Origin of the sequence: Hymenobacter sedentarius (assembly GCF_001507645.1) — a bacterium.
Taxonomy (GTDB): Bacteria; Bacteroidota; Bacteroidia; order Cytophagales; family Hymenobacteraceae; genus Hymenobacter; species Hymenobacter sedentarius.
The window spans coordinates 1,547,255-1,564,578 of sequence record NZ_CP013909.1 but is presented as its reverse complement, the minus strand read 5'-3'; the positions used below and the strand labels follow the sequence as shown (position 1 = coordinate 1,564,578).

The following is a 17,324-nucleotide window of genomic DNA, read 5'->3' as shown; positions in this document are numbered from 1 at the left end:
GCACTACTGCGGCAACGGCCCAGTGGGCATCAGGACGACAAGCTTAATGGCCGGGCGGCAACTCTCGTTACTTGGCATCAGCCAGGACTGGCGCTACCAGGGCTTCCTGCGCCTTGAGCTCGCGCCGCCACTGCCAGTAGCCATAGGCGGCCAACACCAGAAAGACGGCATAAAGCGCGCTGGTCAGGTAAAGCTCGCGGTGCCAGTACATGCCCACGTAGGCCACGTCGACGGCCACCCACAGCAGCCAGTTTTCGATGTTGCGGCGCGAAAGCAGCGTTTGGGCCGCCAGGCTGATGGCTGTGGTGGTGCTGTCCCAATAGGGAAGGGCGGCATTGGTGTGGCGGCTGAATAAAAAGCCCGCCCCCAGCGCGTAGAGCAGACCCGCGGCGGTGAGCCACGCGGCCACGCGGCGGGGCGTGTGCGTGATGGGCAAGGCAGGCGCGGTGGACGCATCGGCCCGGGCCGGCTTTCGCAGCCACTTCACCCAGCCGTACACCAGCAGCGCAACGAAGGCCAATTGCAAGCCCGCATCCGAATACAGCCGGGCCTGCTTGAACACCACCAAATAAATCCCCCCGTTGAGGATGCCAATGGGGAAATTCCAGATGGAGTTGCGGGCCGCCAGCCATACGCAGGCCACACCCGTTACCACCCCGGCCACTTCCAGCGGGTCGGCCGTCTGGACGGCGGCCCGGGCGGCGGTCAGAAAATCAAAACTGAGAAGGATGGCCAGCACAAGCAAAACGGAAGAAGCGGCAAGGTAGGGCCCTAGAACCTACTTTTGCACCCCATACCGCCAAGCCATGGACCACGCCTCGTTAGAAATCAGCCCCGAAGACCTCCACCGCCGCCTCCAGGCCGGCGACGACTTCCAGCTGGTGGACGTGCGCGAGCCCGAGGAATACGAATACTGCCACCTGCCCGGCAGCCTGCTGCTCCCCCTGGGCGAGGTGCCGCGCCGGGCCCCCGAAATCCGCACCGAAGGGCCTGTGGTGCTCATTTGCCACCACGGCGTGCGCTCGGCCCAGGCCCTGGGCTACCTGCAGCACCGCCTGGGCCGCACCAACCTGCTCAACCTGCGCGGCGGCGTGGCCGGCTGGGCCGCCCGGGTCGACCCGGATTTTCCGCGCTACTAGCGCAAGGGTTAGATCCTTGTCCGGCACGATGTAGAGACGCGACACTTCGCGTCTGGGCATTAGGGCCCTTCGGATTTCGTTCAACCATCATCGCTCAACGACGAGACACGAACCGCAGCTCAGCGTAGCCAAGTGTCGGGTCTCTACAGCGTGAGACACGGAAGAGGAAACCGCCCTGGGCTGCGTGCGTTGGCTGACAAGGGTTGAGTTGAGCTATTAAATGGCGACACGTATCCAAACGCGGGCGCAATCGTTTGGGGCTGGAAGTTGTTGTAGTTGACGCCTACCCTCCAAGCCATGTCCGATTTCCCGCTGCCGGCCATCATTCTACCCGACCCTACTGCCCCCACCCTGGCTAGCCGTTTGGCCCTGCGCGAGCGGCCGCCGGAGGTCCCGCTCCTGCGGCAAGAGTGGAGCGACCTGCTTTTTATGCACTGGCCGGTGCCGGTGGCGCTGCTGGCGCCGCACCTGCCCCCGCGGCTCAAGCTCGACACCTACGACGGCATGGCGTGGCTGGCCGTGGTACCGTTTCGGATGTCGAAAGTGCGCACCCGCATCAGCCCACCGGTACCAGGCACGAGCGAATTTTTGGAGCTGAACGTGCGCACCTACGTGCACCTCGACGGCGTGCCGGGCGTGTGGTTCTTTTCGCTGGACGCCACCAATGCCCTGGCCGTGTGGCTGGCGCGCACGTTTTTCAACCTGCCCTACCTGCGCGCCACCATGCGCATGGACAGCCCCAGCGCCCAGCTGCGGCAGTTCAAAGCCGAACGCACGCACACGGGCATGGCCCCCGCGCACTTCCGCGCCACCTGGACCCTCGGCGCCCCGCTGCCGCCCGCCGAGCCCGGCTCGCTGGCCTTTTTCCTCACAGAGCGCTACTGCCTCTACACCAGCAACCAGGCCCGTACCAAGCTCTACCGCGGCCGGGTGGCCCACGGGCCGTGGCCCCTGCGCGCGGCCCAGGTGCTGCACTACGAGTCGACGCTGGTGGAGAGCCTCGGCCTGCCCACCCCCACCGGCAGCCCCCTCGTGCACGCCGGCGGCCCCGTGAGCGTGGAGCTGTGGCCGATGCAGCGGGTGTAATTTTGACGGGTGAACCCTGCCTTTAGCCTGCCGCCACTGCCCGACTTGCCCATCCTTGCGGCGCTGCCTGCCCTGCGCGCCGCCCTGGCCGCGCACAGCCGGGTGGTGCTGGAAGCGCCGCCCGGCGCCGGCAAAACCACCGTGGTGCCGCTGGAGCTGCTGGCCGCGCCCTGGCGCAGGCCGCAGGATAAAATTCTGGTGCTTGAGCCCCGGCAGTTGGCGGTGCGCGGCGCGGCGGCCCGCCTGGCCCAACTGCTGGGCGAGCCCGTGGGCCGCACCATCGGCTACCGCGTGCGGCTCGATAGCAAAGTTTCCAAGGAAACCCGCGTCGAGGTCATCACCGAAGGCATTCTGACGCGCATGATTCAGGACGACCCGGCCCTGGAGGGCGTGGCAGCCGTGGTGTTTGATGAATTCCACGAGCGCAGCCTGAACGCCGATTTGGGGCTGGCGCTGGCGCTGGATGCCCAGGCTGTGCTGCGGCCGGAGCTGCGGATTTTAATCATGAGCGCCACGCTGGAGGCGCAGCGGCTGGGCCAGTGGCTGCCCGCGCCGGTGGTGTCATCGGCCGGTTTTTTGTTTCCGATAGATACCCATTACCTCGACCCGCGCCGGGCCTCGGCGCTGCCCAACAAGCCCAACGAGCGGCTGGCCGAGCTGGTGCCCGCTCAGGTGCGCGCCGCCCTGCACGCCCACCCCGAAGGCGACATCCTGGTGTTTCTGCCGGGCGTGGGCGACTTGCAGCGTAGTGCTCGCAAGCTGGCCGATGCCCTGGCTGATACCGTGGACCTGCACCTGCTGCACGGCGAGCTGCCCCTCGAAACCCAGGACGCCGCGCTGCGCCCGGCCCGCGCGGGGCGCCGCAAGGTCATCCTGGCCACCAGCATTGCCGAAACCAGCCTGACCATTGAAGGCGTGCGGGTGGTGATTGACGGGGGTTTTGCCCGGGTGCCGCGCTTTGTGCCGCGCACCGGCTTCACCACCCTCGAGACTGTGCCCGTGGCCCGCGCCGCCGCCGACCAGCGCCGGGGCCGCGCCGGCCGCCTGGCCCCCGGCACCTGCTACCGCCTCTGGACCGAAGCTGAACACCACAACCTCCCGGCCCACCGCCCGCCCGAAATCCACACCGCCGACCTAAGCAGCCTGGTACTCGAGTTGGCCCTGTGGGGCGCGGCCGAGCCCACCAGCCTGCGCTGGCTGGATGTGCCGCCAGCCGCCGCCTTTGCCCAAGCCAAAGACCTGCTGCTGCGCCTGGGCGCGTTGGAGAATGAAGAATTGGGAATTAGGAATGAAGAATTAAGAATGAATAATGAGGAATTGGGGGCGAACCAGTTCAATTCCTCATTCCTCATTCCTCATTCTTCATTGAAATTAAAAACCAAGCCCACCTCCCACGGCCGGCAGCTGGCAGCACTGGGCCTGCCGCCACGGTTGGGCCATTTGGTAGTGCGCGGGCAGGAATTGGGCCACGGGGCCGCCGCGGGGGCGCTGGCCGCATTACTGGCGGAGCGCGACTTGCTGCGCTGGGCCAGCCCCAGCGATACGCGCCCCGCGCCGCCCGACTTGCGCCTGCGCCTCGAAGCGCTGGAAAGCGGGCGCCCGCCCCTGCCGGGGCTGGCCCTGCACCACGCCACGCTGCAGCGCGTGCGCGACGTGGCCCGCAACCTCGCTGGCCGGATGGGCAGCAAAGAACCTTTACTCAGTCGCTCTGTCGCTCAATCACCCGTGGGCTTGCTCACGGCCCTGGCCTACCCCGACCGCCTGGCCCAACGCGAAACCCACGACCGGCTGCGCCTCGTCACGGGCCAGCGCGTGAGCCTAAACACCACCGACGTGGACCCGCAGGCGGAGTTTTTCGCGGTGGCTCACCTGGCCGGCACGGCCTCGGCGCCCCGGGCTACGCTGGCGGCCCCGCTGGGCCGAGACGAGCTGGAGCTGGCCTTCGCCGACCAGATTACCACCACCGACGAGGTGCGCTACGACCCCGCCACCCAACGCGTGACCGGCCGCCGCGTGCGCCGGCTGAGCGCCCTGCTGCTCGCCGAAACCGTGATTGGCCAGCCCAACCCCACGCTGGTGGGCCACGCCCTGCTGGCCTATTTGCAGGAAGCCGGCCTGAGCAAATTGAGCTGGCCCGCGGAGGCCCGGCAGCTGCAGCAGCGGCTGGAGTTTGTGCGCCAGCATTTCCCCCCTTCCGAGACAACGGCTGACACGGAACGGTGGCCCGCCTGCGACGACGAAACGCTGGCGCAGGAGCTCCCGCTATGGCTGGGCCCGCACCTCACGGGCCTCAAAACCCTGGCCGACGTGCAGCGGCTCGACCTCACGGAGCCGTTGCTGGCACGCCTGCCCGGCGGCTGGAGCCAGCGCCAAACCCTCGACCGTCTGGCCCCGGCCGCGCTGGAAGTACCCAGCGGCTCGCTCATCACCCTCGACTACAGCGACCCCATCGCACCGGTACTAGCCGTGAAGCTACAAGAGCTGTTTGGCCTGACCGAAACGCCCACGGTGGCCGGCGGGCGGGTCCCGCTGCTCCTGCACTTGCTTTCGCCCGGTGGGCGGCCGGCGCAGGTCACGCGCGACCTACGCAGCTTCTGGGAGAAAGGCTACTTTGAGGTGCGCAAGGACCTGAAAGGCCGCTACCCCAAGCACCCCTGGCCCGATAAGCCCATGGAGCACATTCCAACGCGGCTGACGAAGAAGCGGCTGGGTTGGTAGGTTCTTGGTGATAAAAAGAACGTCATGCTGAGCTTGTCGAAGCATCTCTCCCGCACAACTAATTGATTTTAGTATTGCGGGAGAGATGCTTCGACAAGCTCAGCATGACCGTTCTTTTTTCAGCACGACGTTCTCTGTATACCCCTTTCAATCAGCGCATTTCGCTATCGTCTATAAACCCGGAATCCTGCCCGCCGCGGGGCGAATAGTGGCGGTGCAGCCAGCGGCTTAGCCCACCGAGGCCGGGCAGCAGCACCCGCTCCGTGATATTGGCCTGGTCGAGTTTATCGCGCACTTCCCACTTGAGTTTGGCGGGGATGACGATGCGGAAATACAGTTCGGGGCGTTCGGTCAGCCAGTCGTGCAGCACGCTCTGGGCCGTGCTCATGAGCGAAAACAGCGCGTATTGGTGTACAATGCGGGCATCGAGGCTGGGCGGCTCCAGAAACATGACGTAGGGCGTCTCCTGCAGGGCTTCCAGCTCGCTTAAGTTTTTGCTCAGGGGCTGGAGCAGTTCGGAGGTAAACACATTGGAACCCTCCTTGCGCAGGGCCTGGCGCAGGCTGGGGGGCAGGTGCTCAGCAGCTTTCACGTAGTTGAGGGCCCAGATGATGCCGTCTTCGTGGTAGGCCTCAAGGTCGTCGGTGGCGAAGTGCAGGGCCACATAGGGCGAGTAGGTCCAATCAAGCAGGCGGGTGGGCAGGCCGTGGTGTTGGGCCAGAGCCAGCCAGTCCCAGGTGCTGGCCGCCTGAATGGTCTGGGTGGTGTCGTGGGCGTACTTGCGGAAGTTGCGCAGCAAGTGGTTTTCCAGCTCGTAGTACTTGCCGCCCAGGCGCTGCAGGCTGGTATTGAGCTGAAAATGGCGCGAGCGGCTGCCCCGGTACACAAACGGCGAACGGAACCGCCCCAGGCCGCTATCCCAAGTATCCTGGAAGAGCAGCTTTTGCAGGTCTTCCCAGGAAGTGGCGACGTAATCGTTGGCAGGAAGGGGCATGGGACGCAGAAAACACAGAAGTAAGCATGCAAGAACGACAAACTCCCCTCCTTAGCAAGGAGGGGATGTTCGAGCCAAGGGCGAGAACGGGGGTGGTTGTATTCGTTGAACGATTTCGGGGCGATTTAGACGCGAGTTATTCGCCCATCGTTCAACGATTCAACCACCCCAGCTCAACTTGGCAGTTGAGCATCCCCTCCTTGGTAAGGAGGGGAGTTGGTCGTTCTGACGCCGCTATTCGCCGGCCGGGAAATCGGCCGCTTCGCCCACCTGGGCGTACTGCTCGAGCTCCTTGCTGATGCTGGCAAACTTCTCGCGGGCGCCTTTCACGGCGGCTTTGCCTAGGGGCAGGTGCAGCGGCGGGTTTTCGAGTTGCACCACGTCATACATGGCCTTGGCGGCGCGCATGGGGTCGCCGGGCTGGCTGCCGCTGTAGCCCTGAATGCCACGCAGGTTCTCGCCCACCGTCGGTTGGTAATCGTCGATTTTGGTGTCGGCGATGGTGGCCGACTCGCCCGCCCACTTGGTGCGGAAGCCGCTGGGCTCAATATTGGTGACCTTGATGCCCAACGGGCCCACCTGCTGGCTCAGGCTTTCGCCAATGGCTTCAAGGGCGAACTTGCTGGCGTTGTAGATGCCCACGCCGGGGAAAGTTTTCAGGCCGCCGATGCTGGTGATGTTCAGCACGTGGCCCGAGCGCTGCTTGCGCAGCTGCGGCAGCACGGCCCGCAGCACGTGCAGCGCGCCAAACACGTTCACGTCGAACTGCCGCTGCACTTCGGCGGCAGGCACTTCTTCGATGCTGCCCATAGAGCCGTAGCCGGCATTGTTTACGATGACGTCGAGGTGGCCGAACTGGGCCAGGGCCTCGGCCACGGCCGTTTTCACCTGGGCTTCGTTGGTCACGTCGCACACCACGCCGAGGGTGCGGCCCGCCTGCCGGGCCGTAAACTCCTGGGCTTGCTCGGGCTGGCGAAAAGTAGCGACCACGCGGTCGCCTTTCTCGAGGACGTAAGTGGCCAGCGCTTCGCCAAAGCCGGAAGATGCGCCGGTGATAAACCAGGTTTTTGAAGAGGAATCAGACATAATAACGGGCTATGAAATGGTAGCCGCTAAGACGGATGGCAGTGGCAAATTGTTTGGAAGCGGGTTCAGAATGGGCTTGCAAAGCGGCGGTTGTTGTGCTTGCCCTGCTAAATGCCGCAAGCTAATCGCTCCGTGGTGCCAGGAATAAGGAATCCTGCTACCGCAAGCCTTAAGCCCAACCCGATTTCCCGCCGTACCTTTGACTGGCAAAAGGCCCCAACTCCCAACCCCTTTTGCTATGGCGGATTCCGCAACCCCCAAAATTGCCTTCGAGGCGCTGACCTACGACGACGTACTGCTGCTGCCAGCCTACTCCGAGGTACTGCCCCGAGACTGCGACACCGGCACCCGCCTCACCCCCAACATCCGGCTGCACACCCCGCTCATTTCGGCGGCCATGGACACCGTGACCGAGGCCGACATGGCCATTGCCCTGGCCCAGGAAGGCGGGCTGGGCATCATTCACAAGAACATGTCCATCAAGGCCCAGGCCGAGCAGGTGCGCCGCGTCAAACGCAGCGAGTCGGCCCTGATTCAGGACCCCTTTACCCTGGCGCCCAGCGCCACGCTCGGCGACGCCCGCCAGCTGATGCGCAAGCACGGCATCGGCGGCATCCCCATCATCGCCGACGACCGGCGCCTGCAGGGCATCCTCACGAACCGGGACTTGCGCTTCGAAACCGACTTGAGCCAGCCCGTCACCACAGTGATGATTCCGCTGGCCCGCCTCGTGACGGCCCCCGCGGGCATCGACCAGGCCGCGGCCGAGCAGCTGCTCACCGACAGCAAAGTCGACAAGCTGCCGCTGCTGGACAGCGACGGCCGCCTCGCTGGCCTGATGACGTACAAAGACATCCGCAAGCGCCGCCGCGCGCCCCACGCCAGCAAGGACAGCAAAGGCCGCCTGCGCGTCGGCGCCGCCGTGGGCGTTACCCCCGACCTGCTCCAGCGCGTGGCTGCCCTGGTCGAAGCCGGGGTGGACATTGTCAGCCTCGACACTGCCCACGGCCACTCCAAGGGCGTAATGGATGCCGTGCGCGCCATCAAGGCCGCGTACCCGAGCCTGGACGTGATGGCCGGCAACGTGGCCACGGCCGCCGGGGCCCGCGCCCTGGCCGATGCCGGCGCCGACTGCGTGAAGGTGGGCGTGGGGCCGGGCTCCATCTGCACCACCCGCATTATTGCCGGCATTGGCGTGCCGCAGCTGTCGGCCGTGCTCGAAGCGGCCCGCGGGCTGGAAGGCACCGGGGTGACGCTGGTCGCCGACGGCGGCATCAAGTTCTCAGGCGACATCGTGAAGGCCCTGGCCGGGGGCGCCGCCGCCGTGATGGTGGGCTCGCTGCTGGCCGGCACGCAGGAAGCCCCCGGCGAGCTGATTATCTACGAAGGCCGCAAGTACAAGTCGTACCGCGGCATGGGCTCGGTGGAGGCCATGGAAGACGGCAGCAAAGACCGGTACTTCCAGGACGCCGAAGACGACGTGAAGAAGCTGGTGCCCGAGGGCATCGTGGGCCGCGTGCCGTTCAAAGGCAACGTGTCGGAGGTTATCTACCAGCTGGCGGGCGGGCTGCGGGCCGGCATGGGCTACGTGGGCGCGGCCAACATGGAAGCCCTGCAGGCGGCGCAGTTCGTGCGCATCACCGGCGCCGGCCTGCGCGAGTCGCACCCGCACGACGTGCAAATCACCCGCGAAGCGCCGAACTATTCGAGCCGCTAAGCGCCCAAAACCCGCTTTGGCTACTTACGGGCAACGTCGGCTTCGGCTGGCGTTGCCCGTTGAGCTTATGCGGCAACGGGTAAGGTAATTGTGCAGGGCTGATTGTATCTTGCATGCCGATTGAGCGTCAGTAAAGACGCGGCGGGCTGGTGCGCTTGTGTTTTTCCTGGTTTTTGTCTGTGCCTAAACGCTTACTCTCGCTTCTGTTGCCTTTTAGCCTGCTTAGCTGGGTGCTGCTGCTGCTTAGTGCGCTCAGCCACTCGGGAGCGGGCCCGTGGCTGGGCAACTGGCCGGAATGGACCACGCAGCTGACGCAGGCCGCTTTTGTGCTGGGCGTTTTTCTGTATTACCGGTACCAGCCGTCGCCACTCGATGGCCAGGCTTTTGTGCCGCTGCTGCGGCGCTTGCTGCTGGGCCCCGGCTTGCTGGCGCTGGGGTGCGTGGCGCTGCACCTGGTGGAGCGGCTGGCCAAGGACGAGCCCGTCTTCAGCAACAACAGCGTGTTCTTCACCAGCATCTACACGCTGAACCTGGGGCTGTTCGTGATTTTTCTGGCCCGCACCAACTACGCGTGGCGGGCGCTGGTGCTGTTCCGCTCCACGGCGCGGCTGCAGCGCGAATGGACGGCGTTTGAGGTGGCGCTCGGCGCTACCCTGCTGTTTCGCCTGGTGGGCGTGGATCCGCCCAACTACCTTGGCATTCCGCTGGTGGTATTGCTGGGCTTGTACGGCATCTACCTCAGCGGCCACCAGAAGTGGGTGGCCTACCTCAGCCAGCGCGACAAGTGGAACGCCGTGCTGCTGCAGGCGGCCCTGCTGTTTGGGGTGCTGATTTTTGTGCAGTATTTCCGCGTCACGCAGGTCGACCCGCAGCTGATTGCGCCGCAGCCGCAGTATGCGTTTCTGCTGCTCACCGCTTTCTTTTCGGCCTTCTATGCGCTGATGGGGCTGCTGGTCACGTTTTTCAACATGCCCATTGCCGACATCATCGACCAGCGGCGCAACGAAATCCTGCGCCTGCAGCGCCTCACCCAGATTATTCAGCGCGGCCAGACGTCGGCCGAGGTTTACACCATTTTGCTGGAGTCGGCGGTGCAAACGGTGCAGGCCGAAGCCGCGTGGCTGGACCTGGACCCCGGCCACGCCGGCGTCGACGCGTCGGAAGCCACGTTCTACTACAACCTGCAGCCCGAGCAGGCCAATTCCCTGCGGGCGTTGCTCAAGGGCCACGAGTTGCCGGAAGGCGAGTTCATCACCAACGACCTGAACGTGCGGCCCGGCTTTACGGGGCTGCCGCAGGCGTTTCGCTCGCTGCTGCAGCTGCCGCTGCGCGGGCTGCACTACAACTACGGCATGCTCCACCTGCTGAAAGTGGAGCCCCACACCTTCGACCGCGAAGACCTCAACATTCTACAGACCTTCACCAGCCAGGCGGTGCTCAGCATCGAAAACCTGGAGCTGGTGCGCACGTCGCTGGAAAACCAGCGCACCCAGGAAGAGCTGAAAATCGCCTCGCAGGTGCAGGACAGCCTCATTCCAAAAAACCTGCCTACCGACAACTGGTTTGAAATCAGCTCGCACTCGCTGGCGGCCAAAGAGGTAGGCGGTGACTTCTACGACTTCCTGCACCTGCCGGGCCGGCGGCTGGCCGTCATCATCGGCGACGTGAGCGGCAAGGGCGTGACGGCGGCCTTCCACATGGCGCAGATGAAAGGCATTTTCCATGCGCTGATGCAGGAAAATCCGCTGGCCAAGAACGAGCGCGACAAGTTCCCGGTGCCCAGTCGGTTTATGGCGCAGGCCAATACCGCCCTCTCCCACTGCCTGGAACGGTCGTCGTTCATCACCTCGTCGCTCTATATCATCGATTACGAGCAGGGCGGCTTCGTCTTTGCTCGCGCCGGGCACTGCCACACGCTGTACTACCACGCCCTGCGCGAGGAGGTTTTCTACTTCGAATCGACGGGCCTCGGCCTGGGCATCATCCGGAATGAGACCTACGAGAAGCACATCAAAAACCAGTTTTACGACTACAGCCCCGGCGACGTGATGGTGATATACACCGACGGCATCGTGGAGGCGCGCGGTGCCGGGGGAGCCGAGTACGGCGAAGACCGCCTGAAGCTGCGCCTGGAAGAAAGTTATTTTCAGGATGCCGAGAGCATTAAGTCGCTTATCCTGAACGACCTGAACGGCTTCACCCACGGCTACCCCATCCACGATGACCAGACCCTGCTGGTTATTAAATTCAAGTCGGCTCAACCCCCACTGTTAGCCTGACGTATCGCCCTCATTATGAAAGTTACCGCCCAACCCTCCGCCGATACCCTCACCCTCCTGCTGGACGGTGAGCTGGATGCTAGCTCCGCTATTGTTCTTGATACTGAGCTTGCTAAACCAGACATTCTCAACTACCGCAAGGTGCTGGTCGACTGCGCCAAGCTCAGCTACATTTCCTCGGCTGGCCTGGGTGTGTTCATTTCCCACTTGCAGCGCTTTCAGGATGCCAACGTAAAACTGGTATTCTTTAACATGCAAGAGAAGGTATTCAACGTATTTGAAATTCTGGGGCTCGATGCCCTGATGACCATCGTTCCCAGCGCCACCGAAGCCGAAGCCGCTTAAAAAGTGTTGAATGTTGAGGGTTGAAAGTTGAGCTAACCGGGATTTCATCGTCCTTCTCCTGCTCAACACATCCCCTCAACTTTCAACCCTTAACACTCAAAACTTTCGAAGTGAAATCTGCGCTCCGCATTGCTTGTTCCCGCAGCCACCTCCAGCAGGTGCGGGACTTCGTGCGGACTTACCTCAGCAGCCGGCAGCTGCCCGAAATCACCGTTAACCAGGTGGTGCTGGCCGTGGACGAGGTAGTGGCCAATTTCATCATCCACGCCAACGGCGAAGATGAGACCCAGTTTCTGGACCTCAAACTCCAGCTCGACGACCACGAACTGAACGTGGAAATTGCCGACAACGGCGACACCATCTTCCTGCCCGCGCCCCACCAAAGCCCCGACTTGCGCGACTTCATTCGCCAGGGCCGCAAGGGCGGCATGGGCATGACGCTGGTGAACCGGCTCATGGATAAAGTTGAGTTCTTTACCCGCGGCAACCACACCGTGTGCCACCTGAGCAAGCACCTGGCCTAACGTCGGTGAACTGCGCCCACAACTTCCAAATCCGGTCTTGCTCAGCGTCCCAGCCTTCGGTTGGTCAAGCTGAGCAAGACCGTTTTTTAATTTAAAACCCACCGCCGGCTGCGCTTGTTCTTTGGCCTTTTTGATTTTTATTGTGATTAAACTTGGCCTGAAGCCTTCCCGCGCCGGGTACGGTGGTGCGCATGCGGTGGTAACCGGGCCTGCTGCTTTACCTCCGGAAAATAGTTAATTTCGCATCGGTACTTTTATGCCCGCGCGGCGCGCTTCTTCCCGCTTGCCGCACTCGTCTCTTACTTTTTATATGCACAAACGCATTCTGTACGCCGGCGCTGCCGCCGTTACGCTGCTGGCTGGATGCCAGGCTTCTAAACCGGCTGCTTCGGCCTCCACGGCTTCGCCCGCGGCTGGGCCCGCCGTCGAAACCCTGGGCAACTACCCGGTGCCGGCCAATGAGTTTGCCTACGTGTACCGCAAGAACAACAGCTCGGCGCCCGACTTTGGCACCCGCCAAAGCGTGACCGACTACCTGGACCTGTACACCAACTTCCGGCTCAAGGTGCTGGAAGCCGAGCAAAAAGGCTTGGATACCACGCAGGCCTTCAAGCGCGAGCTCGACGGCTACCGGCAGCAGCTTTCGCTGCCCTACCTCACGGAGAAAAGCGTGACCGACCAGTTGGTGCGCGAGGCCTACGACCGCATGAGCCAGGAGGTGAATGCCTCGCACATCCTCATTCGCGTGGCGCCCGATGCCACGCCGCAGGACACGCTGGCCGCGTACAAAAAGATTGAGGGCATCCGCCAGCAGGCACTGGGCGGCGCCGATTTTGCGCAGCTGGCCCGCACCCTGAGCGAGGACCCCTCGGCCAAGGAAAACGCGGGTAAGCTGGGCTACTTCACCGCCATGCAGATGGTGTACCCGTTTGAGTCGGCGGCCTACAAGACGCCCGTGGGCCAAGTGTCAGCGCCCATTCGCACGCGCTTCGGCTACCACATCATCAAGGTCAACGACAAGCGGGCCGCGCAGGGCGAAATCAAGGTGGCCCATCTTATGATTCGGATGAACGCCAACGCGGCCAAGTCCGACTCGCTCACCGCCAAGAAGAAAGTTGACGAATTGTACAGCCGCCTGAAGAAGGGCGAAAACTGGGACAAGCTCGTGGCTCAATTTTCGGAGGATGCCGGCTCGGCTGCCAACGGCGGCGAGCTGCCGCCCTTCGGCACGGGCCGCATGATTCCTTCCTTCGAGGAAGTGGCCTTCAAGCTGCAGAAGCCCGGCGATATTTCGGCGCCGGTGCAAACGCCCTACGGCTGGCACATTATCAAGCTGATTGAGAAGCAGCCGGTGCCCAAGTTTGCCGACATGGAAGCCTCGCTGAAAAGCAAGGTGGCCAAGGACTCGCGCTCGGAGCTCAACAAAGCCGCGTTCCTGAAGCGTGTGCGGCAGGAAGACAAGTTTGTGGAGATGCCGGCCGCCAAAACCTACGTTTTTAGCAAGGCCGATACCGCGCTGGTAGCTGGCCGCTTCAAGTACGCGGCGCCAGCCGCAGGGGCCAAAACGGGCAAAGGCGCCGTGAACGACAACTCACCGCTGTTCACCATCATGGGCAAGCCCTACCCGGTGAAGGACTTCTTAGCTTATGCGCAGCAAAACCAGCGGCCCCGCACCGGCGCGCAGCCCTCGTTTGCCATGCAGCAGCTCTACGACCAGTACGTGGAGCAGTCGCTGACCGACTTTGAGAAGAATAGCCTGGAGAATAAGTACGAAGACTACCGCATGCTGGTAAAGGAGTACCGCGACGGCATCTTGCTTTTCCAACTGATGGACGAGAAGGTGTGGAGCAAAGCCATTGAGGACACGGTGGGCCTGAAGAAGTACTTCGCTGCCAACCAGGCCAAGTACCAGTGGGACCAGCGCGTGCAGGGCACCGTTGTGAGCGCCGCCACGCCAGCGTTGCGCGATGAGGCCCGGGCCTACTTTATACGACCGGCTGCCCTTACTACCCGGCACACGGCCAACGGGATGGAGGCCTCGGGCATGGTCGAAACTGTGATGCCCACCACGAAAGGAATTCCGGCCACCATCGCGTTCAAGCCCCGCACGGCCACGCTCACGGCCGCCAGCACCGAAGCCCTCAACAAGCTCGCCAACCTGATGGCAACGGACACGACACTCCAGGTGATGGCTAGCGGCCAGGTAAAAACGTCGGCGCAGGTTAACTTGGCCGGCCAGCGTACCTCCCGCATTCAGGCTTTCCTAAAGGGAAAAGGAGTGCCAGCCGCACGCATTGGTTTGAACACGACCATCGGTGGCAAGCAGGCGCGCACGGCTTCGGCCGATGTCGTTTCCCTGCGGGCATACACCCACGACCCGGCCATCATCGAGCAGCGCTTCAATGCCAAGAACCCGCTGTCGGTACAAATCACCCAGCGCGTGTTCCAGAAAGGTGACAACAAAGTAGTGGATGAGCTGGCCAGCAAAGGTCCCGGCGTTTACAATGTGCAGAAAGACGGCCGCTACTACGCCGTCATCATCGACAAAATCCTGCCGGCCGGTCCCAAAACCCTGGGCGAAGCCCGCGGCCAGGCCACTTCCGACTACCAGACTTACCTAGAGAAAGAATGGATTAACGAGATGCGCACCGCGCGCCCGGTGAAGGTGAACGAGGGCGAGGTAAACAAGCTCATAACGAAATAAAGCCCGGGCGGACCCGGCAGCGCGAAGCGGCGTTTCGGCTCCCTACGGCCGTGGGGGGCCGAAACGCCGCTTCGCGCTGCCGGGCCGCTGCAACCTTCTAGGCCGGCATGGGCTCCTTGTTTTTGTCTGCCAACGGATTTATCGTGAAATTTGTGGGCTTGTTCGCGCGTTACGCGTGCACGGCTCAAGCTCCCGGCATTTGGCCGGCCGGCTTTACACTACTACCCTATGTTTTTTAAAGTGAATCGCGCTGCGGCGTCGGCCCTGCTTACGCTGCTGTTGCTCCTGGGCTTTGCCCCCACTTCCCAGGCCCAGCTTGGCATTACCCGCACCAAAGGCCAGCAGCTGCTCGATGGCATTGTGGTGAAGGTGGACAACCAGATTGTGCTGCAGTCCGATGTGGAAAACATCTACGCCCAGGAAGTGGCCCGCGCCGAAGGCAAGCCCCTGCCGCCGGACCTGAAATGCAAAATCCTGCAAAGCCTGGTGCTCAACAAGCTCATGCTGGCGCGCGCCGAAGTGGACTCCGTGACGGTGGACGACAAGCAGGTGAACAACGAAGTAGACCGCCGCATGGCCTACTTCGTGCAGCAGATTGGCTCCGAAAAGCGCCTCGAGGAGCAATACAACAAGCCCATCAAGGCGCTCAAGGACGACTTGCGGCCGCAAATCAAAGACCAGCTCACGCAGCAGAAAATGCAGGAAACCATCACCGGCAAGGTGGCGGTGACCCCGCGCGAAGTGGCTCAATATTTCAGCAAAGTGCCCAAGGACAGCCTGCCTTACTTCAGCACCGAGGTAGAAGTGGGCCAGATTGTGGTACCTGCCCAGGTGAACGAGAAGGCCAAGCAGGCCGCCATTGCCAAGCTCAACGACATCCGGGCGCAGGTGCTGGCCGGCGCCGATTTTGCCACCCTGGCCAAGCAGTACTCGCAGGACCCGGGCTCGGCCAAAGAAGGCGGCTACCTGGGCTTCTTCAAACGCGGGGAGCTGGTGCCGGAGTATGAAGCAGCTTCGATGAAGCTGGAGCCGGGGCAGCTTTCGCCCGTGGTGCAGTCGCAGTTCGGCTTCCACCTTATTCAATTCATTGAGCGCAAGGGCAACACGTTTTCGACGCGCCACATCCTGCTCAAGCCCGAAACCGGTGCGGCCGACGCCAGCGAATCGGCCAAGCTTCTGACCAAGCTTCGCCGCCAGATCCTTTCCGACAGCATCACCTTTGCCAAAGCGGCCAAAGACAATTCGGCCGATAAGTCCAGCGCCGGCAACGGCGGCCTGCTCCAGAACCGCCAGGACGGCGGCTCGCGCCTGCCCCTCGACAAGCTCGACCCGGCCATCTTCTTTACCATCGACACGATGAAGGTGGGCCACATCACCCCGCCCCTGCCCTACCGCACCGACGACGGCAAAGACGCCATGCGCATCCTGTGGCTGAAGTCGAACACCCCGCCTCACCAGGCCAACCTGCAGGAAGACTACCAGAAGATTGCCGCCGCGGCCCTGAACGAGAAGCGCAACAAGGCGCTCGACGAGTGGTTCCTGAAGAACCGCGGCACGGTGTACCTGGAAATTGCGCCCGAGTACGCCCAGTGCAAGGTGCTGGACGTGGCCGAACGCTAAGCCGCGGGCCAATGGCAGCGCGCCATTAGTTTTTTGTCTGGCCTCCGCTTTACTTTACTCTACCAATAGCTAATGGTATTCTGCCATTGGCTACTAGCTTAATCTATGAGGAACGACAAAGAAGCCGCCGATGCCCTGGCAGACTCCTTCCAGAAGCTGCGCCAGGAAATCGGCAAAGTCATCGTGGGGCAAGACGAAGTGGTGCGGCTGGTGCTCACCGCCGTGTTTTCGCAAGGGCACAGCCTTCTGGTAGGCGTGCCCGGATTGGCCAAAACCCTGCTGATTCAAACCATTGCCGACTCCCTGGACCTGTCGTTCAACCGCATTCAGTTCACGCCGGATTTGATGCCTTCCGACATTGTGGGCTCGGAAACGATGAACCAGCAGCGGGACTTTCACTTTGTGAAGGGACCCATCTTCGCCAACATCATCCTGGCTGACGAAATCAACCGCACGCCGCCCAAAACCCAGGCCGCGCTGCTGGAGTCGATGCAGGAATACGCCGTGACGGTGGCCGGGCAGCGCTACGCGTTGGCGCGCCCGTTCTTCGTGCTGGCCACCCAAAACCCCATCGAGCAGGAAGGCACCTACCCCCTGCCCGAAGCGCAGCTCGACCGCTTTATGTTCAATATTGAGCTGGGTTACCCGACCTACGCTGAGGAGCTGAACATCGTTAAGAACACCACCTCCGACCGCAAGCACTCGGTAAACAAAATCCTGCACGCGGCCGATATTCAAGCCTTCCAGGAGTTGGTGCGCCGCGTGCCGGTGGCCGACAACGTGGTGGAATACGCCGTGAGCCTGGTGCACAAAACCCGCCCCGGCACCGAGCGCGCCGCCACCCGCTCCACGCAACTGCTGGAGTGGGGCGCCGGGCCCCGCGCCTCGCAACACCTCATTGTGGGCGCCAAGTGCAACGCGCTGCTCAACGGCAAGTACTCGCCCGATATTGAGGACGTGCGCGCCGTGGCCGTGCCCATCCTGCGCCACCGCCTCGTGCGCAACTTCAAAGCCGAAGCCGAAGGCATCGGCGTGGAGCAGATTGTGAAAGAGTTGTTATAAGGAAACCCAGGCCGTCATGCTGAGCGAAGTCGAAGCATCTCTACCGCAGC

Annotated in this window: 13 protein-coding genes; 10 read left to right on the top strand and 3 right to left on the bottom strand. The window is 63.0% G+C overall.

Annotated elements, in window-relative coordinates; translation table 11 throughout:
- Positions 1-67: 67 nt before the first annotated feature.
- On the bottom strand, positions 68-739 hold the full coding sequence (pnuC, locus tag AUC43_RS06455) for a nicotinamide riboside transporter PnuC (RefSeq protein ID WP_157780961.1): 672 nt from the start codon (positions 737-739) through the stop codon (positions 68-70).
- Between the two features lie 67 nt (positions 740-806).
- On the opposite strand from pnuC, the gene AUC43_RS06450 reads away from it, so the two are divergent.
- The 3 genes from AUC43_RS06450 (at position 807) to hrpB (ending at position 4,943) form a co-directional block, all read left to right on the top strand.
- A complete protein-coding gene (locus AUC43_RS06450; protein ID WP_068191175.1) occupies positions 807-1,139 on the top strand; it encodes a rhodanese-like domain-containing protein in 333 nt (110 codons plus the stop codon).
- Positions 1,140-1,436: 297 nt separating this feature from the next.
- A complete protein-coding gene (locus AUC43_RS06445) occupies positions 1,437-2,225 on the top strand; it encodes a YqjF family protein (protein WP_157780960.1) in 789 nt (262 codons plus the stop codon).
- A gap of 9 nt (positions 2,226-2,234) precedes the next feature.
- Entirely contained in the window at positions 2,235-4,943 is a 2,709-nt protein-coding gene (hrpB, locus tag AUC43_RS06440) for an ATP-dependent helicase HrpB (protein ID WP_233254124.1), read from the top strand.
- Between the two features lie 151 nt (positions 4,944-5,094).
- Here the strand turns inward: hrpB and AUC43_RS06435 are convergent, their stop codons facing one another.
- Both AUC43_RS06435 and AUC43_RS06430 read right to left on the bottom strand, forming a co-directional pair.
- A complete protein-coding gene (locus AUC43_RS06435; RefSeq protein WP_068191170.1) occupies positions 5,095-5,937 on the bottom strand; it encodes an FRG domain-containing protein in 843 nt (280 codons plus the stop codon).
- Between the two features lie 234 nt (positions 5,938-6,171).
- A complete protein-coding gene (locus tag AUC43_RS06430; protein ID WP_068191168.1) occupies positions 6,172-7,023 on the bottom strand; it encodes an oxidoreductase in 852 nt (283 codons plus the stop codon).
- Positions 7,024-7,261: 238 nt separating this feature from the next.
- Between AUC43_RS06430 and guaB the strand changes: the two genes are divergently transcribed.
- The 7 genes from guaB to AUC43_RS06395 all read left to right on the top strand — a co-directional run bounded on the left by guaB (position 7,262) and on the right by AUC43_RS06395 (position 17,274).
- Positions 7,262-8,740, top strand: coding sequence for an IMP dehydrogenase (gene guaB, locus AUC43_RS06425; RefSeq protein WP_068191167.1), 1,479 nt, complete (start codon positions 7,262-7,264; stop codon positions 8,738-8,740).
- 179 nt (positions 8,741-8,919) lie between these two features.
- A complete protein-coding gene (locus AUC43_RS06420; protein WP_157780959.1) occupies positions 8,920-11,019 on the top strand; it encodes a PP2C family protein-serine/threonine phosphatase in 2,100 nt (699 codons plus the stop codon).
- Between the two features lie 15 nt (positions 11,020-11,034).
- Complete coding sequence (locus AUC43_RS06415; protein ID WP_082684950.1) at positions 11,035-11,364, top strand: STAS domain-containing protein; 330 nt, start codon at positions 11,035-11,037, stop codon at positions 11,362-11,364.
- 110 nt (positions 11,365-11,474) lie between these two features.
- On the top strand, positions 11,475-11,888 hold the full coding sequence (locus tag AUC43_RS06410) for an ATP-binding protein (protein WP_068191160.1): 414 nt from the start codon (positions 11,475-11,477) through the stop codon (positions 11,886-11,888).
- Between the two features lie 310 nt (positions 11,889-12,198).
- The gene (locus AUC43_RS06405; RefSeq protein WP_068191158.1) at positions 12,199-14,592 is read left to right on the top strand and encodes a peptidylprolyl isomerase; all 2,394 of its coding nucleotides are present in this window, start codon (positions 12,199-12,201) and stop codon (positions 14,590-14,592) included.
- Between the two features lie 240 nt (positions 14,593-14,832).
- Positions 14,833-16,212, top strand: coding sequence for a peptidylprolyl isomerase (locus AUC43_RS06400; RefSeq protein ID WP_233254123.1), 1,380 nt, complete (start codon positions 14,833-14,835; stop codon positions 16,210-16,212).
- A gap of 105 nt (positions 16,213-16,317) precedes the next feature.
- Positions 16,318-17,274: an AAA family ATPase gene (locus AUC43_RS06395; RefSeq protein ID WP_068191154.1), complete on the top strand. Its 957-nt coding sequence runs from the start codon at positions 16,318-16,320 to the stop codon at positions 17,272-17,274.
- The last annotated feature ends 50 nt before the right edge of the window (positions 17,275-17,324 follow it).

Coding starts and splice junctions, on each gene's coding strand:
- AUC43_RS06450 (WP_068191175.1), top strand. CDS start 807: ATGGACCACGCCTCGTTAGAAATCAGCCCCGAAGACCTCCACCGCCGC.
- AUC43_RS06445 (WP_157780960.1), top strand. CDS start 1,437: ATGTCCGATTTCCCGCTGCCGGCCATCATTCTACCCGACCCTACTGCC.
- AUC43_RS06435 (WP_068191170.1), bottom strand. CDS start 5,937: ATGCCCCTTCCTGCCAACGATTACGTCGCCACTTCCTGGGAAGACCTG.
- AUC43_RS06430 (WP_068191168.1), bottom strand. CDS start 7,023: ATGTCTGATTCCTCTTCAAAAACCTGGTTTATCACCGGCGCATCTTCC.
- guaB (WP_068191167.1), top strand. CDS start 7,262: ATGGCGGATTCCGCAACCCCCAAAATTGCCTTCGAGGCGCTGACCTAC.
- AUC43_RS06415 (WP_082684950.1), top strand. CDS start 11,035: ATGAAAGTTACCGCCCAACCCTCCGCCGATACCCTCACCCTCCTGCTG.
- AUC43_RS06405 (WP_068191158.1), top strand. CDS start 12,199: ATGCACAAACGCATTCTGTACGCCGGCGCTGCCGCCGTTACGCTGCTG.
- AUC43_RS06395 (WP_068191154.1), top strand. CDS start 16,318: ATGAGGAACGACAAAGAAGCCGCCGATGCCCTGGCAGACTCCTTCCAG.